Annotated in this window: 17 protein-coding genes; 11 read left to right on the plus strand and 6 right to left on the minus strand. The window is 40.6% G+C overall.

Features of this window, described 5'->3' with window-relative positions:
- Positions 1-661: 661 nt before the first annotated feature.
- From ACYUCY_RS17930 to ACYUCY_RS17945, 4 genes are all read left to right on the plus strand, one after another.
- Positions 662-1,396, plus strand: coding sequence for a tyrosine-type recombinase/integrase (locus tag ACYUCY_RS17930; RefSeq protein WP_460227910.1), 735 nt, complete (start codon positions 662-664; stop codon positions 1,394-1,396).
- A gap of 101 nt (positions 1,397-1,497) precedes the next feature.
- Positions 1,498-3,150: an ATP-dependent nuclease gene (locus ACYUCY_RS17935; RefSeq protein WP_460227911.1), complete on the plus strand. Its 1,653-nt coding sequence runs from the start codon at positions 1,498-1,500 to the stop codon at positions 3,148-3,150.
- Positions 3,140-4,291, plus strand: a complete 1,152-nt coding sequence (locus ACYUCY_RS17940; protein ID WP_460227912.1) for a UvrD-helicase domain-containing protein — start codon at positions 3,140-3,142, stop codon at positions 4,289-4,291. Before ACYUCY_RS17935 ends, ACYUCY_RS17940 begins: the two co-directional genes overlap by 11 nt.
- A gap of 344 nt (positions 4,292-4,635) precedes the next feature.
- Complete coding sequence (locus tag ACYUCY_RS17945; protein ID WP_460227913.1) at positions 4,636-6,159, plus strand: phosphorylase family protein; 1,524 nt, start codon at positions 4,636-4,638, stop codon at positions 6,157-6,159.
- 144 nt (positions 6,160-6,303) lie between these two features.
- Here the strand turns inward: ACYUCY_RS17945 and ACYUCY_RS17950 are convergent, their stop codons facing one another.
- Together ACYUCY_RS17950 and ACYUCY_RS17955 are read right to left on the minus strand one after the other, a co-directional pair.
- The gene (locus tag ACYUCY_RS17950; RefSeq protein WP_460227914.1) at positions 6,304-6,732 is read right to left on the minus strand and encodes a PIN domain-containing protein; all 429 of its coding nucleotides are present in this window, start codon (positions 6,730-6,732) and stop codon (positions 6,304-6,306) included.
- The gene (locus ACYUCY_RS17955) at positions 6,707-6,940 is read right to left on the minus strand and encodes a FitA-like ribbon-helix-helix domain-containing protein (protein ID WP_460227915.1); all 234 of its coding nucleotides are present in this window, start codon (positions 6,938-6,940) and stop codon (positions 6,707-6,709) included. Before ACYUCY_RS17955 ends, ACYUCY_RS17950 begins: the two co-directional genes overlap by 26 nt.
- A gap of 1,023 nt (positions 6,941-7,963) precedes the next feature.
- Here ACYUCY_RS17955 and ACYUCY_RS17960 point away from each other — a divergent pair.
- From ACYUCY_RS17960 to ACYUCY_RS17975, 4 genes are read left to right on the plus strand one after another with little or no spacing between them, the layout of a single operon-like run.
- Positions 7,964-8,935, plus strand: a complete 972-nt coding sequence (locus tag ACYUCY_RS17960; protein ID WP_460227916.1) for a CBASS cGAMP-activated phospholipase — start codon at positions 7,964-7,966, stop codon at positions 8,933-8,935.
- 5 nt (positions 8,936-8,940) lie between these two features.
- Complete coding sequence (locus tag ACYUCY_RS17965) at positions 8,941-10,110, plus strand: CBASS cGAMP synthase (protein ID WP_460227917.1); 1,170 nt, start codon at positions 8,941-8,943, stop codon at positions 10,108-10,110.
- Entirely contained in the window at positions 10,103-11,806 is a 1,704-nt protein-coding gene (locus ACYUCY_RS17970) for a ThiF family adenylyltransferase (RefSeq protein ID WP_460227918.1), read from the plus strand. The genes ACYUCY_RS17965 and ACYUCY_RS17970 overlap by 8 nt, the downstream gene beginning before the upstream one ends.
- 3 nt (positions 11,807-11,809) lie before the next feature.
- Positions 11,810-12,280, plus strand: coding sequence for a Mov34/MPN/PAD-1 family protein (locus ACYUCY_RS17975; protein WP_460227919.1), 471 nt, complete (start codon positions 11,810-11,812; stop codon positions 12,278-12,280).
- A 91-nt stretch (positions 12,281-12,371) separates the two neighbouring features.
- On the opposite strand, the gene ACYUCY_RS17980 is transcribed toward ACYUCY_RS17975, so the two are convergent.
- Positions 12,372-13,496 (minus strand): tyrosine-type recombinase/integrase, encoded by a 1,125-nt coding sequence (locus tag ACYUCY_RS17980; protein WP_460227920.1) that lies wholly within the window; start codon positions 13,494-13,496, stop codon positions 12,372-12,374.
- Positions 13,497-13,710: 214 nt separating this feature from the next.
- Positions 13,711-13,872 carry a hypothetical protein gene (locus ACYUCY_RS17985; RefSeq protein ID WP_460227921.1) on the minus strand — a complete coding sequence of 54 codons (162 nt, stop codon included), beginning with the start codon at positions 13,870-13,872 and terminating at the stop codon, positions 13,711-13,713.
- Between the two features lie 545 nt (positions 13,873-14,417).
- Between ACYUCY_RS17985 and ACYUCY_RS17990 the strand changes: the two genes are divergently transcribed.
- The 3 genes from ACYUCY_RS17990 to ACYUCY_RS18000 all read left to right on the plus strand — a co-directional run bounded on the left by ACYUCY_RS17990 (position 14,418) and on the right by ACYUCY_RS18000 (position 17,849).
- Positions 14,418-15,449, plus strand: a complete 1,032-nt coding sequence (locus ACYUCY_RS17990; protein ID WP_460227922.1) for a hypothetical protein — start codon at positions 14,418-14,420, stop codon at positions 15,447-15,449.
- Positions 15,450-15,881: 432 nt separating this feature from the next.
- Entirely contained in the window at positions 15,882-16,556 is a 675-nt protein-coding gene (locus ACYUCY_RS17995) for a response regulator transcription factor (RefSeq protein WP_460227923.1), read from the plus strand.
- Between the two features lie 12 nt (positions 16,557-16,568).
- Positions 16,569-17,849 (plus strand): ATP-binding protein, encoded by a 1,281-nt coding sequence (locus ACYUCY_RS18000; RefSeq protein WP_460227924.1) that lies wholly within the window; start codon positions 16,569-16,571, stop codon positions 17,847-17,849.
- A 148-nt stretch (positions 17,850-17,997) separates the two neighbouring features.
- On the opposite strand, the gene ACYUCY_RS18005 is transcribed toward ACYUCY_RS18000, so the two are convergent.
- Both ACYUCY_RS18005 and ACYUCY_RS18010 read right to left on the minus strand, forming a co-directional pair.
- The gene (locus ACYUCY_RS18005) at positions 17,998-18,204 is read right to left on the minus strand and encodes a DUF6316 family protein (RefSeq protein ID WP_460227925.1); all 207 of its coding nucleotides are present in this window, start codon (positions 18,202-18,204) and stop codon (positions 17,998-18,000) included.
- 856 nt (positions 18,205-19,060) lie between these two features.
- Entirely contained in the window at positions 19,061-22,276 is a 3,216-nt protein-coding gene (locus ACYUCY_RS18010; RefSeq protein WP_460227926.1) for an efflux RND transporter permease subunit, read from the minus strand.
- Positions 22,277-22,289 lie beyond the last annotated feature (13 nt).

Raw genomic sequence — 22,289 nt, forward strand, 5'->3', positions numbered from 1 at the left:
GTTGTTTGGTATTTTTGGAACAATGAAAGATAAATATTAATTTTAATCAAAAAAATATTGCAAAATACAGCGATAAAATAAAGGTATAACACGATTTATGGATAACATCTATTCGCCGCGCTCTTTCTAAAAAATACATCTGTTGCACGTTGGGCGAAACGGAATTAAAACCGTTATAAAGTAGAAATAATCTAGGTTTTCTTGCACAACAATCAAAAAAGGGCGTTTCTATTTTGAGAAGCCTGCTCAACTATATTGTCGTCACAATCTAATCCAGCACCCAAACCAAGCGCTCTTCTTCGTTCAAAAAACGCCGTTTCTTCCTCTGACAGGTTCCACATTCCTTATGAAAATTCCTCTATAAAAACGTCTTGCTCTTCGCATATCGGGATCAATCTCGATATTACCTCCTTCGAAATAGACCCTTAATCACATTGGCGGAATGTCTATTCTTATTGTTTTCCAAGGTCGTGAAAAACAATGAGGATATTTGTGCCATCCGAACAGAAAATTCTTTTTTCGTTTTTATGATACTTTGCACCCGTTACCGTTATTTTGGAACATCACCACTTTACCGCTTTTTCCCTCGGGTAAAGCAGTTGTAACCCGGTCAAAAGTGCGCTTATAATCGGGTTCAAACCGCACCAGGGATCTAGGTGAAATGGTACAAAAACACCTCAACGACCGTGGGTTTCCCACACCGCGTCCACCGCGACTCTTTCATCCGATGGAAGAGCCCGTCGTTTCTTTTCCTATCCAGTCCGTACAGATCGATTGGGATCGGCTGATCGCCAAGCGGGTCACTGTACTCGACACCATCGATGCCATGCCCGCGTATCTGGTTAAACCGGAAGTACTCTTACTGCTCGATGCGGAAAAACACCCAACCTATCGGCTGATTCTCGATTTGATGTGGACCACCGGTGCGCGCATCTCGGAAGTGCTGGCGTTGCACCCCACCAGCTTTATCGACGACGGCTACGACTTCGGTGTGATTTTAAAAACCTTAAAACAACGGCCGGGGCGACCGACAAACGCGGCGCTGCAACGCTCCCCCAAACGCTATGTGCCCATTCTCGATCATGCCTTACAGGATCGGATTCAGAGTTATTTGTACGCGGGGCATTTTAAGAAAACGGAAAGAATTTTTCCGATGGCGCGACAAACCGTGAACCGACGCATCACCGCCTTAGTGGAACGGGTAGGGGGCTCACCCTTTTCAATCAGCAGTCATACTTTTCGGCACTCGTTTGCGATTCATCTATTGCTGCATGGTCGGCCGCTAAAATATCTCAGTAAATTGTTGGGGCATAAATCGGTAGACAGCACAGAAATCTATACCAATGTACTCACTGTGGACGGGGCGCATTTTTTAGAGGGCGTGGATTTTCATTGAGGATGGCTGTTTTCGACCCAAAGCGGACATCGGCGATGTGATTATTGTCTAGAAAATTACGTAGTATTTCAAAAAAAGTATGAATAGCAAGTGAGAAATGCATGAAGTTAAAAAAATTGAAGATAGGAAACTTTAAGCAATTCCAAAGTCAGGAATTTCACTTTAACGAAGATATAAACATAATCGTAGGCGATAATGAGAGTGGCAAAAGCACAGTTCTTGAGGCTATAGAGATTTGTCTAAATTTTCTCTATAGAGGAAAACCCCTAAATATGGAGTTATCTACTGACCTCTTTAATAATCAATCTATTGCAGATTATCTTTCAAGTGACAAATCCCAGGACAAACTACCTGAAATACTGATCGAGGCATTTCTGGAGGGAAACCCAGACTTAAAGGGTGATAATAATAGCGACAAATTAGATGATCAGGGAATTTTCGTTAGAATATACTTTGACCCTGATCTTGCTGATTCATATGAGTCTTTTGTTACTGAACCGGATAAGGTCATAACTCTGCCGGTCGAGTTATATAAAATTGAATGGTATAGCTTTGCTTGGAATCGTATCACTCGTCACAATAAAAAAATAAGTTGTCTATTCGTCGATCCCGCCCGTTTGCATCCTTCATTTGGGCGCACGAAGTATATTAATAGTATTATAAACGCGGCACTTGAAAAGAACGCGCGTTCGACATTGAATCTTAACTATCGGCAGCTTAAATCCCGCTTTGATGATGAGCCTGACGTTATTGCTATCAACAAAAAACTAGATGCTGATAACGTAATTACGGATAAGTCATTAAAAATAACTGCTGATATTGCTTCAACAACAAGCTGGGAAAGCAGTCTCCAGCTTGCGGTTGATGAGGTATCTTTTGATCAAGTTGGTAAGGGAGAACAAAACCAGATACAAATAAAACTTGCCTTAGAGAACAAGGCAAAAGACGTTGATATTGTTATGTTAGAAGAGCCAGAAAATCATCTTTCGCATATTAATCTTGTTAAGCTAATAAGCCATATCGAAAAGAAGAATAGTGATAAACAGATATTTCTGACAACACATAGTTCCTATGTATTAAATAAGCTCAGCATTGAAAACCTTTGCCTTGTGGCGAATGGTTATACAAGGCTAAAAGACATTGACAAGGAAACCGTTAAGACATTAAGGCGCCTACCTGGATATGACACACTGCGAGTTGTCTTGGCGCAAAAGCTTGTTCTTGTCGAAGGCCCTTCAGATGAATTACTTCTGAAAAAAATATATCTCAATAAGCATGGTTGTTTGCCAGAGGAGCATGGTATTGACATTATTGTTGTCCGAGGCATCGGTTTTAAGAATTATCTGAATATTGCAAAGCCGCTCAATCATCCCGTACGCGTTGTGAAAGATAATGACGGTAATTATGAGAAGAAAATTACTGAGTGGTCAAAGCCCTATGAAGATTGTAAAGGGATCGTCTGTTTTTCTTCTGAAGACGATGATCTTCATTCCTTAGAGCCAGCATTGATTGGTGCCAACGAAGCGACAATAGAAGAACTTGACCTGTTGGCTAGTGTGATGCTTTCTACGCAAACATATAATCTTTACGAGAAGGAAGGTGGGCTACCAGCAAAGAAGACTTATTTAAGAAATTGGTTTACTTGTGAAAAGTCTGGTGGGAGGAAGGTCGATTCTGCCATTCGTATCTTCGATAGTAAAGAGGTCATCAAGTACCCAAGCTATCTAGTCAAGGCGGTAGAGTTTGACGCGTAAACTGGTATTAGCAAGTGCAGGAGCGGGAAAATCACAGCTTATCGTTAAGCGGGCGCTTGACAGGGTTGAGGTTAGGGAAAAGATTTTGATTCTGACTTATACCCGAAATAACCAAGAGGAAATTGTAAAAAAATTCTGTGATCTCGGTGGTTTTGTTCCTTCTGCTGTGACGATCAAAGGATGGTTCACGTTTCTGCTTGAAGACATGATTAGACCTTATCAGTCATGTATCTTCCATGATCGTATTCCAAGTATAAATTTTAATTCCGTAGATCCGCACAAGAGGAATGGAAGATATATTCCAGGGCGGAGCGAAAAGATCTGCGCAAACTATAATTCCAAGCATTTCTTAACCAGTAAAGAAGGGAAGGCCCACACTACCTACATTTCTAAGCTTGCTGTACGGATAAATTCTGCGTCTGGAGGAAAATCAGTTTCTCGATTGTCTGGAATATATCAGGCAATTTGTATAGATGAAGTGCAGGACTTAACGGGATGGGACTTCGAGATCCTGAAGTCGATATCAGTATCAGATGTAGGCCAGTTTTATTGTGTTGGAGATTTTCGACAGACATTGTATTCGACTCACCCAACGACCAAGAAACCTAAAGAGAACAACGAAAAGCTAGCACGTTTTAAAGATTTTGGGCTAGAGTCAGAACCCCTCAATGTGAGCTGGCGATGCATCCAGAAAGTCTGTGATTTTGCTGATTTAGTTCATAGAAATGAAGGCGTTTATGAGCCTACAGAGTCAAAGTTGGAAGAGATCGATCCTGAATATGAAGATCACCTTGGTATCTTTATTGTAAAGCAAGACAGGGTGAGCGCATATATTGAAAAGTATAAACCCGTTTTGCTAAGAGCTAATCGAAATTCTCAAAAAGATTTATGTGAAGGTAGGGAAGCATATAATTTTGGAGAAGCCAAAGGCATGGGGTTTGACCGTGTGTTGATCTGCGCGACGGAAAAGCACAAAAGGTTTTTAGCTAACGAAGAAAATGTATTTGATGAGGATATTTCAGCGAGAGCCAAAAATTCACTTTACGTTGCAATTACAAGGGCCCGATATAGTGTGGCTTTTATTTATAATGGTGATGTAAAAGTTGAAGGTGCAGAATTATGGCTAGATCATGCCGAGTAAATATTCTAACGTCTGCTTCTGGCCGTTAGCACACGTTGAGGTCTAAATTAGGAGGTATTGGAAAATGAAAGAGGTATTCTTATGGTATATAGAGCGGAAAGTTTAAATGCACTAATCAATCTAAATCTGATGGCTCTGTTCAACTAGGGGGAGTTCCGTGTCCGTATATAGTGTTTGAGATGGCAACTAGTGATCCAAGAAAAAATATTAGTAGCGATTAATATTTATTGACCCATTTTACAGCTAAAGAGACGTTAAGGAGCTTGTTAAAATAGGTTAAAGGATGTTTCCAACTTTTAGCCGAAATTGAATAGTAAGTTGCTAATCATACAATGGAATTAATAATGGCAGTTTTAGAGAAAATGCGGAATGACATAAAGTGCGACGTGCTTGTTGTATGCGTTACTAAAATAGAAATAAAGCAGTTGTTTCAAGTATTAAATGATAAAGGATATAAGACAGGGCCCGCAAAAACACCTAACACTAAGCTTAGTTACCATTGGCTTGGGAGAAATGGGAAAATAAATGGGGCCAAGGTTTTATGTATACAGACCAGCATGGGTAGTACTGGGCAAGGTTCTTCTTCGTCGGATGTGAAACAAGCCATTATTGAAGTATCTCCAAAATATATTATTTCTGTGGGTATAGCCTTTGGTTTAAAGGAAGGCCAAGAAATAGGGGACGTTCTCGTAGCTAATAAGATAGCGCTGTACGACAAAGCGAAATTGGTGTCTACGGATAGAGGTAGCGAACGAATTGAACGAGGAGCTCAAGCAGATGTTCCTACCGAAATACTCAATAAAATTCGAAGTGCAATGGCATATTACGAGTTCGCAAATATCACGGAAGGCTTGATTTTAACCGGGGACAAGCTTATAGATGACCTGGAGTTCGCTAAATTGTTGAAAAATATTTTTCCTGAGGCAATTGGTGGAGAAATGGAGGCTGGAGGAATTTATACAGCAAACACCTACGAATCGTGTCAGTGGATAGTAATTAAGTCTATATGTGATTTTGCAGACGGAAATAAAAATAAAAACAAATTATTTAATCAAGAGAAAGCAGCTAGCAATGCCGCCAGATTCGTTATTTTTTCCCTCGAAAAAATCGACTTTAAAACCCACAGCGTAAAGCGTCATGAAGAAGAACTCAATATAACATTAAAATACGATTCAGATCCGAACCTGTCGAAAGTAAATAAGGAGATCCTTGGTGTAGTTATTAGAAAATTACTTGAATCTGATGTTGACGAAATTACTATAAAGAGAACGAGAAATCCAAAATACCTAACCAAGGAAAAACAACAGCTATTCATTTTGATGGGAGGGGCAGGTGCAGGGAAGACGTCGTTTTATAACTTTTTTCTTAAGCCAATGGGTGCACAGTTTATTTCTGACGAAGCGATTTCTAAAGCGTTAAGCCCGGATAGCTCGATAGATCCTAAAGATGAAACTGCGAGAATAGTTAAGGATCTTATGTCTGAATACCTAAATAGAGGTACACCAATATGTTATGAGGCGAAATTTTCATACAAGTCTGAATTACAGTCTATTATTCTAGCTAACAGAAGTAATTACAAAGTAAATATTATTTACATTCATTTGGCGAACTCCATGCTAAATATGGCTCGTGTAAGCCAACAAAACGTCAAAGCTGCTAAAGTACTTAATGCCAGCATCCTAAATCAGGAAATATCTGACGTCCATAATACCCTGTCAGTAGTTGCCGAGTTAGTAGATAGTGTAGTTTTGTACGATAATTCTGATTTTAGCCCGCCATTTAAAAGGATAGCAGTAATAAAGAATGGACACGTATCAGCCCCTTTGGGTGAACTACCTCTCTGGACAAAAAATATTATTGGCGGATAAGATTCATGAGGGTCTGAAGAATGAAGGGGTTAGAATGAAGTGAAGGTGAAGGGGTCAAAGCTAACATTTTACGCTTTAGTCAAACGTCGGCTTATGGCCGAAACCAGTAACTAAAAAATAACGGGAAATTGCGTAATTCCTTATTCAGTTAAATGGGTTTATTAACTCTACACCGATTCCATTGAAGTCTTTTATATTGCGGGTTACTACCGTGAAGCCATAAATGATCGCCGTCGCGGCTATTTGCTTATCTAAAGCGTTCTCGTGATGTGGAACCCGAAGCTTCCCCCAGATTTGAGCTTCATCCTTGCCAAAAGGAAGAATATTTTCCTCGTATTCTTCCAATAGTATATTAAGCCAATTCTCAAGCAGTCCTGCCTGCCTCAAATCGCCACGATGTCGTATTAACTCAATCCCTCTGCGAAGCTCTCCTACGGTCACCACGCTCAAGTACAGCTCACTTTCGTCAAGAGCCACCTGTTTGATGAAGGATTTAACGCCAGCATTCATTTTGGATTTTTTACGCAACTCACTAACAATGTTGGTATCAAACAAATACATCTGAGCCTTCACTATCTTGCTTCCGTTCGAAGTCTGAATCCTCGCCCACTGAAGGTATGGATTTTAATGCATCAAGCAGGCTGCGTTTTTTAGGTCGAACAAGCGCTTTTTCCAATATCTTGCGGTGCTCAGCCTCGGCGCTTGTCCCCTGTAGACCCGCCTTAGCTTTAAGTGCCTTCACAACCTCGTCATCAATGTTCCGAACTACTAAGTTTGCCATCGTTACCACCATATATCTGACTTTAGTGAATGATAGCATTGATATCATTCGGGTGCAATCAATGATTGCACTTAAGGTCAAAACGAAACAGGGTATAAATCCGGGACTCGACCTGCATTTAATAAGCGTGATTCTAAATATTGGGAGTCTAGGGGGTAGCATTTTATGGGCTATTTGAGGGCAGAGTAAAAGCTCAATGTCCGCTTTTGGCCGTTACCGGACGTCTGTCAGCAGCCATACTTTTCGACACTAGTTTACGATTCATTTATTGTTGCATGGTCGGCCGCTAAAATATCTCAGTAAATTGTAAAGGCATAAGTCGGTAGACAGTACAGAAATCTATACCAATGTACTCATTGTGGACGGGGCGCATTTTTTGGATGGCGTGGATTTTCATTAATTCGTTACAGTAAACCTCTCCATGAAGAAAGTCTGTATGTGTAAACAGTACTGATTTTCTATCCACGTTTTCTAAGTACTTCTTCTGATATTTGAACCTTATATACTGGCCAAATATCAACCACGCTGTGGATAAGTTAAGTGTCTCCGCCACACGGCCGATTAGTGGTTGCTGACTGATTGGTTACGCACAGATTATCCACAGGAAGCGCGCCAGTTTATGGCCTTGCATTAACCAAAAAACCGCTTTATCTTGTATGCAGACGATCCTAAAACTCTATGTCTAGTACTTTGGGTTTTCAAAAACCACGCATAAAAACTCCCAAGTCATTATTCACGAAGTGGGGCTTTAGGTGTAAATAGATTTTTATCCGGAGATCCCAAATGTACAGATAGAGTCTTTTCGAACTGTAAGCCAGAGGAGCGAAAGAGACTTATCGATTGGAAGACTTGCTCGTCAGCCCGTCATAAACAATAGGGAGGACGTATGGATAATCAAATAGGAAAAATAGTGATGGCGTGGATGCATGAGAGTAGCTCCTTCTCACTGTCTTTGGCAATGGCATTTTTAACAGTTACACAATCTTTAGATAACCACATCTATTTATTAAAAAGGTTATGACAATGTCAAAAATAATAAACGTACTTGCGTTGTCAGGTGGTGGTTACCGAGGGCTATTTACAGCACAAGTATTAGATCAATTAGAACAGTCTACTGGCAGGAAAATAACTGATCAGTTTGATCTAATTGCTGGCACTTCGATTGGTGGAATAATTGCACTGGGATTGGCCGATGGTCGAAGACCTTCAGAGATTGTAGAAATATTTAGAAAAAATGGCGGGGTTATTTTCAATTCCCCCGATAATAAATTTATGTATTACCTTCGCTCCATGTTCAAAGCTAGCTTTTCGACACTGTATAAAAATGATGGTTTAACAGTTGTTCTTAAAGAACTATTTGGGGAAAAACAGCTTAAAGACCTTAAACATGCCTTTGCCATAATTCCTGCAGCCAGAGCTTCAACGGGTAAACCAAAATTCTTTAAGACTCCACACAATGACGATTTTTATACAGACCTCAATATTCCTGTTGTCGATGTGGGTCTAGCTACTAGTGCAGCTCCAGTTTATTTTCCAATGCATTATGTTGAAGCTGATAACACAAGATATCTTGATGGCGGGCTTGTTGGCAATGCTCCAGGGCTGTTTGGTTATATAGAAGCCATAACTAGACTTAATGCTGAACCTGAGAATGTGCGCGTACTTTCAATTGGCACCCTATCAGGTAAGCCCTGTGTTAGCGAAAAAACCACTCCATCGCCACGTCTTAATTATTGGTTAAACCCTCTCAATCCCAGACTATTGGATTTAGTCTTCTCAATTCAAGAACACCAAACGCACAACATGTTGAAAATATTACTTCAAGAACGATACGCTCAGATTGATACAACAGTTTCATTAGAAGCGTCAAAAGATATTGGTCTAGACAAAAAAGATAAGGCTGCTCAGACGGCTCTTTTAAGTAGAGCGAATGAAGAAGCTGCTAATTTTGTAAATACAAAATTCTATAAAAAATACCTTATGAATAATGAGTGAAAATTATGACATCACTGAACAATTGCCACAGTTTATTTAAACACGATACAAAACCGTCTTTTTTGGATGAAATAAAGCTGAACGATACTGACGATGAAGCCTTAAAAAACGCTCGCCATGCTTTAATGGAAATCATTAAACGTGGGTTCGATCAGCATCGAGATGATATCGTAAAGCAAAATCTAAAATTTGAGCTTCCATCTCCCCGTTTTTATACGCAGGGTTCTTATGCATATAAAACTATTATCGATCCCGCATACCCCCCAGATCAGCAGGTTGACTTAGATCTGGGGGTATATCTGCCTTTTGAGACATTGCTGAGTGAGAATAGCCCACCTAGCGAAAGTGCAAAAACTTATTTTAATATAATTTGCGGTATATTGGAGCAGCATCAAATTCCATTCAAAGTAAAAAATACCTGTGTAAGAATCAACCTATCTAATCGTTTGCACGTAGACCTCCCACTATACGGCGTACCTGCCAATAAATTTAAACAAATTTTAGAGTCTTTTGATGCACAAAAAGTTAATCTTAGAAAAGGTTTAGTTAGCGACATAAAACTTGAAAAGTTAGATCCTACCTGTATCCACTTAGCAATGAATGACGGAAGCTGGAAACCCTCAGACCCAAAAGAAATCAGGGAGTGGATGGAAGCTTCCTGTTCTTCGCACGGAATGGGTAATCAGGTGCGATCAATATGCAAGTATCTAAAAGCTTGGCGAGACGAAAAATGGAGACAAAGTGGTGGTCCATCATCGATATTTTTATTGGCATGCGTTATACATAATTATCGTCATGTAAATGGTCATCATCATGACTTGCTCAGAGAGGTCATAAACGCATTGCCAAAATGCCTGAATCGCCCTGTTTTAGTTCCTGCTCCAATTCCCGGTGATGAGAATCACCAAGAGGACCTTAGAGATCGTATAAGCTCGGAGGAAAAAATTCAATTTCAATCCGAATTTGATCAATTATATCGTCAATATGACCTTGCTATGACGACACTAGATACTCAATTGGCTAATCAAACATTATGTAGCCTTTTCGGCAGCCGATTCCCGTTTGATCCACCCAGAATAGTACGATTAACGCCTTTGACGCCTGGGGGAAAAGTAAAAGAGACTCCTGCGAAAGTGGCGCCACTACTGATGGGAGCAAAGTCGTCTGGTGGTTAATCATTTTGATCATACGGATTCGATCAAAAAGCTCCTAATTGAACAACACAACTTCTGGCCTAGCCCTAGAAAAGAGAACGATCTTTTTTTTAGTGGCAAATTCAATATTTCCGGGAGAGGAATTGTTGTTGAATTTAGATTTCATGACGCTCTATTATTAGAGCCACCTGAAGCGTTTTTAGTCGACTGGCCCCATGATCGTAATCTCAGAAATTTTCTTGGCACTAGGCATATTGAAGCTAATGGCCGCCTGTGTTTTTACGATCCATCTAGGGATGTGTGGGATGCAACAACAGCTATTAGGCATCTCTCTGGTGCAATTGAAAAGATAAATGGCATCCTAAATAGTAATGTAAACGATCCGAATGACGAAGTATGGCTTCAGGATTTTCAGGGTTACTGGGGTGGTAGTAAAATATATCTTGCTTCAAAACCGTCAAACGGAAAAATTTATAATCTATGGAATTTTAAAGGAAAGAAATGGCTAGTTGACTCCCAATCCTTTCCCGAATGGATGCGTCCAGAAGATAGATATATAGATAGATGGTATGCGATAAAACTCCCTAATACACCTAAGCCTAGCACCGAAAATTGGCCGCCAAGTACTGTAAGCGAAATGCTGCTTTGGTTCTCAGAATTTATGGATAAGCCAGAAATATTTCTAGCTAATATTTTACTGAGAGAACAATTCAAGAAGAGGGACAAGGGCACTCATACTTTGAGTAAGGGTTTTATATTCTATGATGAAAATTCTGACGCGGCTCAATATTTTGCACTGCGATTCAAGATAACGGAGGCGATTGAGCAGGCAATGCGTCAGAAAAGAGTTAAGGGCCTAGCCAGCCTTATTAATTCAAGGTACTACCATGCAAAAATTGAGATATTTAGCCCTCAAAGAGCTGATCCACATTATATCCACTCACGCAATTTGCCCGATGGAATAAAAAATCTAAAGGATCTCTATATTCTACAAGTAGGAGGAGGTGCTATAGGTAGCTTTCTTTCACAAGAATTGGCGGCCTTGGGTGCAGGATGGGGCAAAAACGCCAAATTTACGATAATTGATCATGATAGATTGTCCACTGAAAATATAGGTAGGCATTTGTTAGGCTTTGAGAGTGTTGGCAAGAATAAAGCTGAGGAGTTAGAAAAACACTTGTTAAGCTTGATGCCTCATTTGAAAATTGAAGGTTTAAATGCATCGGTTTTAAAAGATAAAAGTGTATTTACTAGAAAACCCGATATTATTTTGAATGCAACTGGTTCTGAAGATGTCAGTATTGCAATAGAATTACTATTAAAAAATCTTTATGGGCAACGACCTCCTATAATTCACGGCTGGATTTTGGGACATGGATTAGCCGCTCAATCCTTTATTAGAAGGTCGAGTGGAGAAGCTTGTTACATGTGTCTCTGGGAAGGGCAAGGCGAGAGTAGAAGAAGACGTCATGAACTATCTAAAAATCCAGAGGAGGATTTACCAGTATTTGCACCATGCCACCATTCTTTTTTCCCATTTATAGTGAATGTTGCAGTTACAGCGGCAAATTTAATGATTGAACAATTGAGAAATCATTTACAAGAAGGGAAAAATGAAACTCTTATCCATTATATTTTCCAGAAAGACAAATGCTTTAATCGATCTAATACAAGTCCGTCCAAGTCCAATACATGCCCTATTTGCAATCAGGAATAAGACATGATTGAGCATACTTGGTTGTTAGGAAATGAAAATTTCCTACTTATTGAAGAGGAGGTTATAAAGACAATTAACTCTTTTCGTCAATTAGGTTTTGACCCTGAAGCAGGTGGTTGCCTATTTGGATTTTATAGAGGGTGCCATATACACATAACCAACTGTACTTACCCCAAGCAAGGCGACAACAGGTTACCTTTGCGATTTGATCGAAAAGATAGATTCCATTTAGATTATGCAAAAAATCTTTATAAAAGATCCAAAAATACCTGTACATATTTTGGAGAGTGGCATACTCATCCTCAGGACAATCCGACACCATCTGGTTTTGATTATAGGGAATGGGATAAAATAACCAATTTGAGGAAAGAGTGGAAAACAATCACAATCGTTGTTGGCAGGAAAAAGCTATGGGTTGGCGCAGGCGACATTTTCAACCCAATAAGGAACCTGCTAAAGCAAACAAATTCGTAAATTTTCATTGAACTGAAGAGAACGAAGGGGGAAATTCTCAAACTTTTCTCTTTTTGCCGAACGTTCCCTCCAGGCCGTTACCTGGCATCTATTAGTCGCTACAGCCCCTATACGGTAAATGCATAACCTCCTGAGCTTTCTTCATTTCCAATTCAGGGCGCCTATCATAAAGAGCCGTTGTATCTACACTTCTGTGTCCCGCCATATTTCGCACTGTATTAATATCCTTTCCATGATCTAACAACACTGTAACAAATGATCGCCGAAAATCATGAGGCGACGCTCCGACACTTAACGCAGCCTGCTTAACCCGTTTTGTAATTACGTTGTACACCGACTGATCCGTAAGGTGAGTTTGAATCACCACGCGACCACTTTTATTGACCGGGTAGAAGAGGGGGCCTTCATGATCTCCACGCTGTTTTAACCAATCCTTAATCGCATGCCATGTTCCTTTATCAGGCCAACTGATTCGCGATTTGTTACCTTTACCCTTGAGTTCAATTTCTCCGTCTTCCAAAGAAAGATTGCTGATTTGTAGTTCAGCAACTTCAAACCGCCGCAGTCCACAGGTATACAGTAATCCAATTATTGCGGCATCTCGACAACCTGCGGGAGTGGCGTCTTCTTCACAGGCTCGTATCACAGCTTTGATTTCACCCACCGGTACATGTCGTCCAGCAGGGCGACGGAAACCGCGCTCGCCACGGACTTCTTCAATACGCTTTAATTCTTCCGCAGAAAGTTGATTGAGTAAGAATGCTTGTTTCGCAACATCTTTGACCGCGGCCAGCGTGACATTAATCGTTTGAAATGATGCAGTAATTGGTCTGGAAACATCCCCATCTTCGAACCTTGGATTTCCGCTACGATCATCCAAGGGCGTAGTGCGCAGTAGATGAAGTAGCCAAACCACATGATGTCTCCGCACAGAATGCCAAGGAACCAGCTTGTAGCGTTCGCGCGCTAAGGCTTGTTGTTCTCGGAGTGATGGATGATCGGAAACAGCAAGTTCGAAACCCCAGAGCTTAGCGATCTGGTTGAGTCGTGAGAGATACGTGCGTTTGGCAGAGGTGGTACGTTTTAGTAACAAACACTGGTCGGCTGGCGAGATAGCTTTATAGACCACGGGCTGAGCACGCAACATGGCGAGATCTTGCTCGAGCTGATCATCTTGCGTCAGTAATATAGGAGGAGTAGGTGTGTGATTATCCATGGGGGTAGTATAGTCATAGTTTTATGATAATGTGTATTATCATAAGCTATATATCAATAAATATTTTTATATTTTTTCATTTTTTTCAGCTGGTTATAGGCTTTTCTTAATTCAATATCGATGCAACGATTTGAGAAATTGGATGTACATCCGGTCATAACGGGGCTCTAATTTAACCGTGGTGTCCCGTAAGGCGCCTTCAAAGAAACCTCACTCAACCCTCAGCGCAGTCCGTTCCGACCGATGGAGTTTCCAGCCATTCTCTATCTTCTTCATCTAAATCAAAACTACCCGCAGGGCTAGCATTTAGCAGGCTTTCTAATGAAGGTTCTTGATTTAATGGGCTGATCGAAATTCTAGTGCCTTTCATTTCCATACTTAATTTTCCTTCTCGAATAATCTTTAGCTCTTCGGCAACGTGAGTTGGGTGGATATCTATTTGTCGAGGCTAAATTTACCACATTAGCATCTGATCAACTAAATACAGTTGCTTTCACTGTATTTAGAAGGGATCGGGGGGTACCTGGATAAAAAGTTTCCAACTTTGCTTGGAATTTTCCTACTTTGCTTGGAAATGTTTCCACTTTTACTTGGATATCCAGTTTTATTGAACTACTGTTTTCTCACCCCTATATAATTACGCATAATGTATATTATGTTAAATATAGTGTAGATTACGGTCGATAATTAACTATCGTCTTGCTCCCTCCGACACATTATCTACGTGAGCAAAATATGGCCCAGACATCAGCTGTTGTTTTAAGTAATCCCCTAGTAGTAAACGACAACCTTTGCATAATCTAACGAAATTTTAACGATTTTTTTACTAATCTTTCTCGGTGCGAGGATTAAGGTGCCCAAAATGTTAATGGAATAAACATTCCTCCCCTCAATAGACGAAGGCATTTTAAAGAATCGAAAATGAATGTTCGATTGAAGTTGCAGTTCCTTGCTAAACGATTATTACGAAAGCTCACAAATAGCGTAAATCGGCCGCGCCAGGTATATCTGAGCAACCGGATAGATCAATACCGGGAATTGTGGCTTGCACTTGCCGTTGATATGAATGCGAACCTTCGAGCACTGGATAGTGACCTCTGGGAGATCCAAAAAAACCACCATAAAGTACGAGTCAGGTTGCACCAACTGCCCATCGATAACGATGTAGTGCTAAAGCTCTGCGGACGCAAGCCAACGATTCACAGAATGCTCCAAGATGCAGAGATTCCGATTCCTTTGTACGAAGAATTTGAACTTGATTCGATAGACAGAGCGTATAATTTTCTAACACGCAGCAATGGACTCGTGGTCGTTAAGCCTATCGACGGCTATTCCGCTTTTGGCGTTACAACTCACATCTCAAAACCGTCACAACTTAGAAGCGCTGCTGTTAATGCCGCCCTTCACTCTCCAAAACTGATGATTGAAGAGCAAATAGCTGGAGAGTGCTTCCGGTTGTTGGTTTATAAAAAAAATCTAATCCATGCAGTAAAACGAACCGGGTTCCGTATTGATGGAGATGGTAAACATTCAATTCGTGAACTTATCGAGAAGAGAGGATTCGGAAAGAAAATATTTACAGATATCTCATTCACACTAGCCGCACAAGGTATTAGATATTCTGATGTTCCAGAGTCGAACGAAAATATTTTAATCAGCTCTGTCGGTTGCGGATTTAATGGCGGTGCCGAGCTAAGAACCGTCTATGATGACGTAGTTACAAGTTTAGTATCTGATCAAATTCGTGCTGACGTTGAACGTTGCGCCTCAATTGTCGACTCAGATTTTCTTGGCGTCGATATTATAACTTGCGACATAACAAAGGATTTGAGAGCAACCGGCGGTGTCGTGAACGAAATAAACACTACGCCCGCCCTCCACCACCACTACGACTACCCTCAAGAACGCTACCCACCGTTTTTAAAAGACATTCTCAAAGACCTTATGCGCTAATTTAGAGGTGAATAAAACGAGTTATGGATTCATAGATTCCACTCGTGATCCGTTTACCGGGTGAAGATTTGCAAACAATTTCAAAGCATAAAAATCATATAGATATTATCCCCATCCTACTCCTCCTGCTTGGGATTAAAAATAATTTAGAGCACTATTCTTTCTGTTCGCCATTGTTACAAACCCACTTATGGTACTATCCGGCTGCGACAAAAATGTGTTGGTAACAGAGAGTTTAAGCAGATGCCACCAGCCAATTCATCAGTTGTTTCACGAAGTAATGTTTTGACAGGATTTAATGATCGCGTCATAACCGGTGACGATAAAATTGAAAACTATTAACATATATTGATAGCTGCTTTGTACAATAACCAAACATTTTTTATTCGCCTTCTGTAAATAACATGCGATTAACTCTGAGTGATAAAAAATATGCGTCTACTCATCATCGAGGACAGCAAAGAAATCGTTGAAAACTTGTATGACTATTTTGACGAGAACATCTACGAGCTTGATTGTGCTAGAGATGGTTTAGGTGGCCTGCATCTCGCTTGTACACAAACGTATGACGTGATTATTCTGGATCTTTCGCTACCTGTAATAGATGGGATAACCTTGTGCAGACGATTGAGAGAGGAAGGAAATAATACAACACCTATTATAATGTTGACTGCACGGCAAACTATTGAGGATCGAGTCCTCGGCTTATCATCCGGTGCAGATGATTATTTAGTTAAGCCATTTTCCCTCAAAGAACTTGAAGCAAGAATTCAAGCATTATCAAGACGAAGTAATATTTACAGCGAAAAGAAGATACTAGTAGTTGATGATTTGCAATTCAATCTGGACACAATGGAAGTAACGAGAGCAGGCATTAAGATTGTACTTACTCCGATATTACTAAAGCTTCTTGAAAAGCTGATGCGTAGCTCACCGAATGTAGTAACGAAAAGTGAACTTGAATATTATTTGTGGAAGGATTCGCCACCCAATAGTGATTCACTGAGAGCACATTTACACACACTGCGCACGGCAATTGATAAACCATTCTCAACTCCTCTACTAATGACTCTACACGGTATTGGTTATCGCTTGCTGAACCATTAATATAAAAAAATTATGATGAAATCATTAACACTTAGACAACGTTTTATTCTAGCCTGCGTTATTTTAAGCGCCGTTATCGCTATTTTCTTCTCTTCGGTATTATCTCTAGTTCTACATAGTTTAGAAAATGAATTGATGAGCAATGCTATGGGACAACAAACGGAGTGGTTAATTGAATTGGATCAGCAAAATACATTAGGAGAATTTAGCCCACCCGACCCATGGAAACTACACAAATCTAAAACGAGCGATGAATCTGAATTTCCTGAATTGTTTCGCGGCCGAGCTCCTGGCTTCCACGAAATCGTTGCTTCAGAAAAGGACTATCATATTTACGTAGTTGTGAGTGGAGCGATAAAATATATCTTGAGTTTTGATCAAACAAATTTCGAAACCCGAGAAAATCAAATTAAAAAATTATTGGCTTTTATGGTTTTTTTGTCAATATCGTTAGGCTATTTTGTCGCGAAAAAACTAACCAATACAGCCCTAAAACCTGTTACAAACCTCGCTAAACAGGTTTCAGAGATTGATCCAAATCACCCTGGCCCAAAACTCTCCTCTTACTACAATGACGATGTAGTAGGACAACTTGCAAATGAGTTTGATCAGCAAATAAAAATGACGCGGTACTATTACCTTCAAGAAAAACTCTTTACTGGGGACGTTAGTCATGAGTTATTGACCCCCATAACTATTATTGCTGGTGCTGTAGATATACTTAAAAAAGAAAAATCTCACACCGACAAGGGTTCTGCGGCTGTTAAACGTATCGAAAATGCAACCTCAGACATGGTAAAACTGGTTAACGCTTTTTTAAATCTTTCAAAAAAGCACGTTAATGATAGAGAGCAACGAACACAAGTGTCGGTGAACTCGTTGGTAGCCTCACAAATACTTATAGCGAAAGAAACTGTCCCAAGTTTTGGTAACAATTGTCGTTTTACTGAGAATGCAGTATTACAAATAAATGTTATTTCATCTTTATTAGAGGTGGTAGTAAGAAACTTGATTCATAATGCGGCGAGCTATGCAGGTTCGGGGGAGATTCGAGTAACCATCAATAAGGACAATGTCGTAATTCAGGATTCGGGCAGTGGTATCCCTCAAAAAATACTAAATAGAATTTTTAAGGAAAGCTCACAGCCAGATGATTATGAAGTACAAGGTCATGGATTAGGCTTGGCTATCGTAAAAAGGATTTGTGATATCAGCGAGTGGCGTATCGAGACTAAATCAGATCAACATGGTACGACATTCTCTATCAGTTTCCCCGCGCAACAACTGGTTTGATTTGCTATTTCTAGTCGTCTTTCAACAAGACTCAGAACCAAGGTCGTGCAGTAATTTGGCTTGCGTTATTTCCGTTAAAAACTCTCGGAAGTAAACACAAATGCGAGGCAATTTTCATTTTAAAACAGCTCGCCGAAAAGCGGACTACTTACACCGCAATCAAATCAGCTAGTGACGGCGCGTGTTTAGTGTAATTGACGTAATCATCGAGCCAGGCGATCGCTTCTTTGAGTTCTTCAAATGGTCCAATTGGAGCTCCTTCACGGGTATTGAAGTACCAGTTTTTACCTTCTCGATAGATGCGTTGTGATCTTTTTGGTGGAGCTTGACGTTCTCCAGCGCGTAAAATTTCCATAATTTACCCTCGTGGTAAGTTAACTATTCCTGAATCGCGGGCTTCTAGCCCACGAAAACACTTCTCACATTCCCGTTTAAGCTCAAATGTTTCCTAAACTAAAACTGTGAAATCAGTTTACAAAGCGATTCTAATCACTTGATTAGAAAGGGTATGCAGGACTTTTCAGTTAGTTTTTGTAGGAAATCGACTACAAGATGTTCGAAGCGATCAAAATTGTACCAAATAATTTCCAAAATGGCAGTATTGCCGTAAAAATGACCGGACTATTCTATTGGGTCTTTATTACAGTTTTCTGAAAGGGATCGCTTCTATCCTATTTGATCCTTTTATATAGCGTGTTTGCCAAACGAAACCCCTCATGAAATTTGAATATACGCTTATAGATCTAAATACGAGCTAACTAACTGAATAGATGATCCGGATGTAAGGCAAGCATCCTCTTTTTCTCGCGTACATCGGTTTTTGATAGAGCTAACTTGAGGAGGATTTATTAGGCGTTTACAATTTTTAAGGTTAATTTGAAAAAATACGAGTTTCACTGGCAGAACGCTGTTGCGAGACGAAGCTAAGCTAACTAGATCGGATACTTAAGATATGCCTGTCGGAACTATTCTATTGTGGGGATTGTTTTTTGGGTTCATAGGAATCATGTACTTCGCCTATGGCAAGAAAAAAAACAATGCTGTCGTGCGTTTTACCGGAATCGCGCTAATATTTTTCCCCTACATGTTCACGAATCCTTGGCTTCTGTTTTTTTGTGGGGTAACAATTATGTTTGCCCCACGTTTTATAAAACTCTAGCTAATCGAAAATTTTTCAACTCCCAATACTATATATTTCTTGCGCTATTTTTTCAGGCAGGAATTGAACCATCACGCACGCTTTGTTCTCTTATGCGTTCAGCAATCTTATTTCCGGTAAAGTCATCGAGGATCATATACAGACTCGGGATTAAGAAAAGCGTAATCGCTGTTGCAAATAAAACACCGAATGAAAGTGATATCGCCATCGGAACAATAAAAAACGTTGCAGGGCTTGCCGTTACCATCAAGGGCACCAAACCCATAAAGGTCGTTATGGATGTTAAAAATATTGGCCTAAAACGCACCGTACCTGCTTGTAACACAGCTTCTTTGAGATCGACGCCTTCCGCAATATTACGATTGATATAAACCACCAATACGAGGCTTGCGTTAACCACTACCCCACTCAAAGCAATTATTCCGAGCATAGAAAAGAAAACTAAATCCACACCCATAATGAAATGGCCAAAAATAGCGCCAATTGCACCAAAGGGAATTGCACTCATTATTATCAATGGTTGCAAGTAAGATTTTAGAGGGATCGCTAACAACGCATAGACAATCAGCATTGCCAATGGAAAGGTGGAAAACAAACCGCTCATCGAACGCATTCTTTGTTCACCTTCTCCACCAATTGCAAAACGAACTTGATACTTGTCTCGCCACGCTTTTGAAAATTTGGCTCTTACCGCGGACTGGATCTCTTCTGGTTTTACTACACTCCGATCAACATCTCCGCGCACGGTGATAACTCGTCTACCGTCACGACGATTAATGCTTGAATACCCGTTCCCTAACGACATCTTCGCTACACTGGCAAAAGGAACTTCCGAGCCATCGGGTGTGCGTATTAATAAATCTTCAAGATTGCCTAGTGATTGCCGCTCACTCTCGGGATAACGAACCATGACGCGAATATCATCGCGTCCACGTTGAATCCGTTGCGCTTCCGCGCCATAAAATGCCTGACGTACTTGCCGAGCAATATTATCTAAAGTTAAACCGAGAAATTTTCCTTCATCTAACAATTCTATTTGAGCTTCTTGCTTGCCAGCGCGAAAAGAATCAGTTATGTCAAACACGCCGGGAATCGTATTCAATTCTGCACGTAGCTCACTCGCCGCTAGTTTTAAATTCTCTTCGTTGCGACCTTCCATTCGAAAATTTAGCGAGTCCCCGGCAGAAAAAGTATCCGATACGAAGCTTAATTCGAGAGCGTCTGGAACATACCCTACTTTTTCTCGCCAACGATCACGGATATCGTTTGAGCTTATTTCACCGCGATCAAAAAATGGATTCAACATCAGAACAACTTCGCCAATGTGGCTCCCCCCTGCTCCACCACCTGAACGCGGGCCATTATTTCGCGCCGCACGTTGGCCAATCACCGTGAGCATATGATTAACTGAACTCATTGTTGAATCAGGTAGTTTATTTCTATCTTTCAACTCAGCGAGTTCTGCTTCTAATTCATTGGTTAGTTCAATTGCCGCTTGTTCAATTTGATTAACCGCAGCCTCGGTAATATTTGCAGCGACACCTTCAGGCATTTGTACGCTTGCATAAATCACATCACCTTCAACTGCTGGTAAAAATTGAAACACAACACGACCACTTATCACTAATGTTAAGGTTAACATTATTACCGCAGTTGCCGTGGCCCACGCAGCATATCGATTATGTAGTACTACTTTTAAAAAACCTTGGTAATAGTGTTCCGCGAAATATTCGAGTGAGCGCGCAATTTTACTTTGCATCTGCTGCCACTTTTCAACGAACTTCGATTTCTCAAACATGTACCCAGTCATTTTTCGATGAGCTAGATGCGAAGGCAAAATAAGTTGCGCCTCAACTAAACTCGCGATAAGACACAAAACGACGACGCCACCGATAACATTAAAAAATGCCCCCATCGGACCGCCAAGCAATAAAATTGGTAAAAATGCGGCAATAGTTGTGAAGACACCAAAGATTACCGGCACTGAAACATCCAGCGTTCCTTGAATCGCGGCCTCAGTCATTGAGAATCCTTTTTTCTCATAGGCGTGGATTCGCTCACCAACAACAATCGCATCGTCTACCACAATGCCCAACACCAAAATAAACGCCATCACCGTCATACTACTAATGGCGATACCCAAGGAAGGAAAAATACTCACCGCGCCAAAGATTGCTATGGGAATACCAGCGGCCACCCAGATCGCTAATTTGAAGCGCAAAAACAAAGCAAGTAACACGAGCACCAACAATAAGCCCGTATAAGCATTCCAAGAAACCGTATTGATTCGCTCTTTTAACGCTTTTGCGCTATCGGTTGAAACAGTTAGCTCAACACCCGGCGGTAATGTCGACTGTATTCTCGCCATATAGGCCTTTACTGCTTCAGCGGAGGTGATGATGTCTTCATCACCGACTTTTAAAACCTCGATTAAGGCGCTATTACGGCCATTAACTTTCGCATCGAGATAACCTTCTTGAAACCCATCTTTAACCGTGGCGACGTCTTTTAATTTAATTTGCGATCCGTCAGGTAGTGATCGAATAACGATATCTTCGTAATCTTTACCTTCATAAACCTGACCCAAGCTGCGCAATAAAATTTCACCGCTTTCTGTTTTAATTGTGCCGCCAGGCATGTCCATAGATGAGGCACGAATAGCACTTGAGATTTGATCCAAGGTTAAATTATATTGCCGCAAAGTAATTTCTGAGACTTCGATTGAAATTTCGAAAGGTCTTAAATAATTAACTTCTACTTGCGATATCCCGTTGATATCGATGAGATCTTGGCGAATATTCTCGGCAATCGTTTTTAGACTGGCATCGTCGGTCTCACCACTCAGCGCTAAAGAAATAACACCGGCAGTTGGGATCATTGAAGAAACAATAGGTTTTTCAGTTTCCGCAGGAAACGTTGAAATGCCATCGACATCACCTTTGACATCGTTTAATACGCGATTTATGTCAGCGCCTTGAGCCACTTCTACCGAAACGGAACAGCGACCTTCAGAGGCGGTACTGGTAATACGCTCTATGTTATTAGTGCTCTGTAAAGCTTCTTCGATTCTCAAACAAACTGCCTGCTCTGCTTCTTCTGGCGAGGCTCCCAAATACGGCACCGAAATTTGAATCATTCCCATCTCTACGTTGGGAAACTCTTCTTGATTCAGCGTCATAAAAGTTACACTGCCACTGACCAAGAAAATCATCATCAACAAGTTTGACGCGACAGGATTTTTGATAAACCAAGATATTACTGTTTTCATTAAATTCAGTTCC

Source organism: Aurantivibrio infirmus (assembly GCF_054767315.1).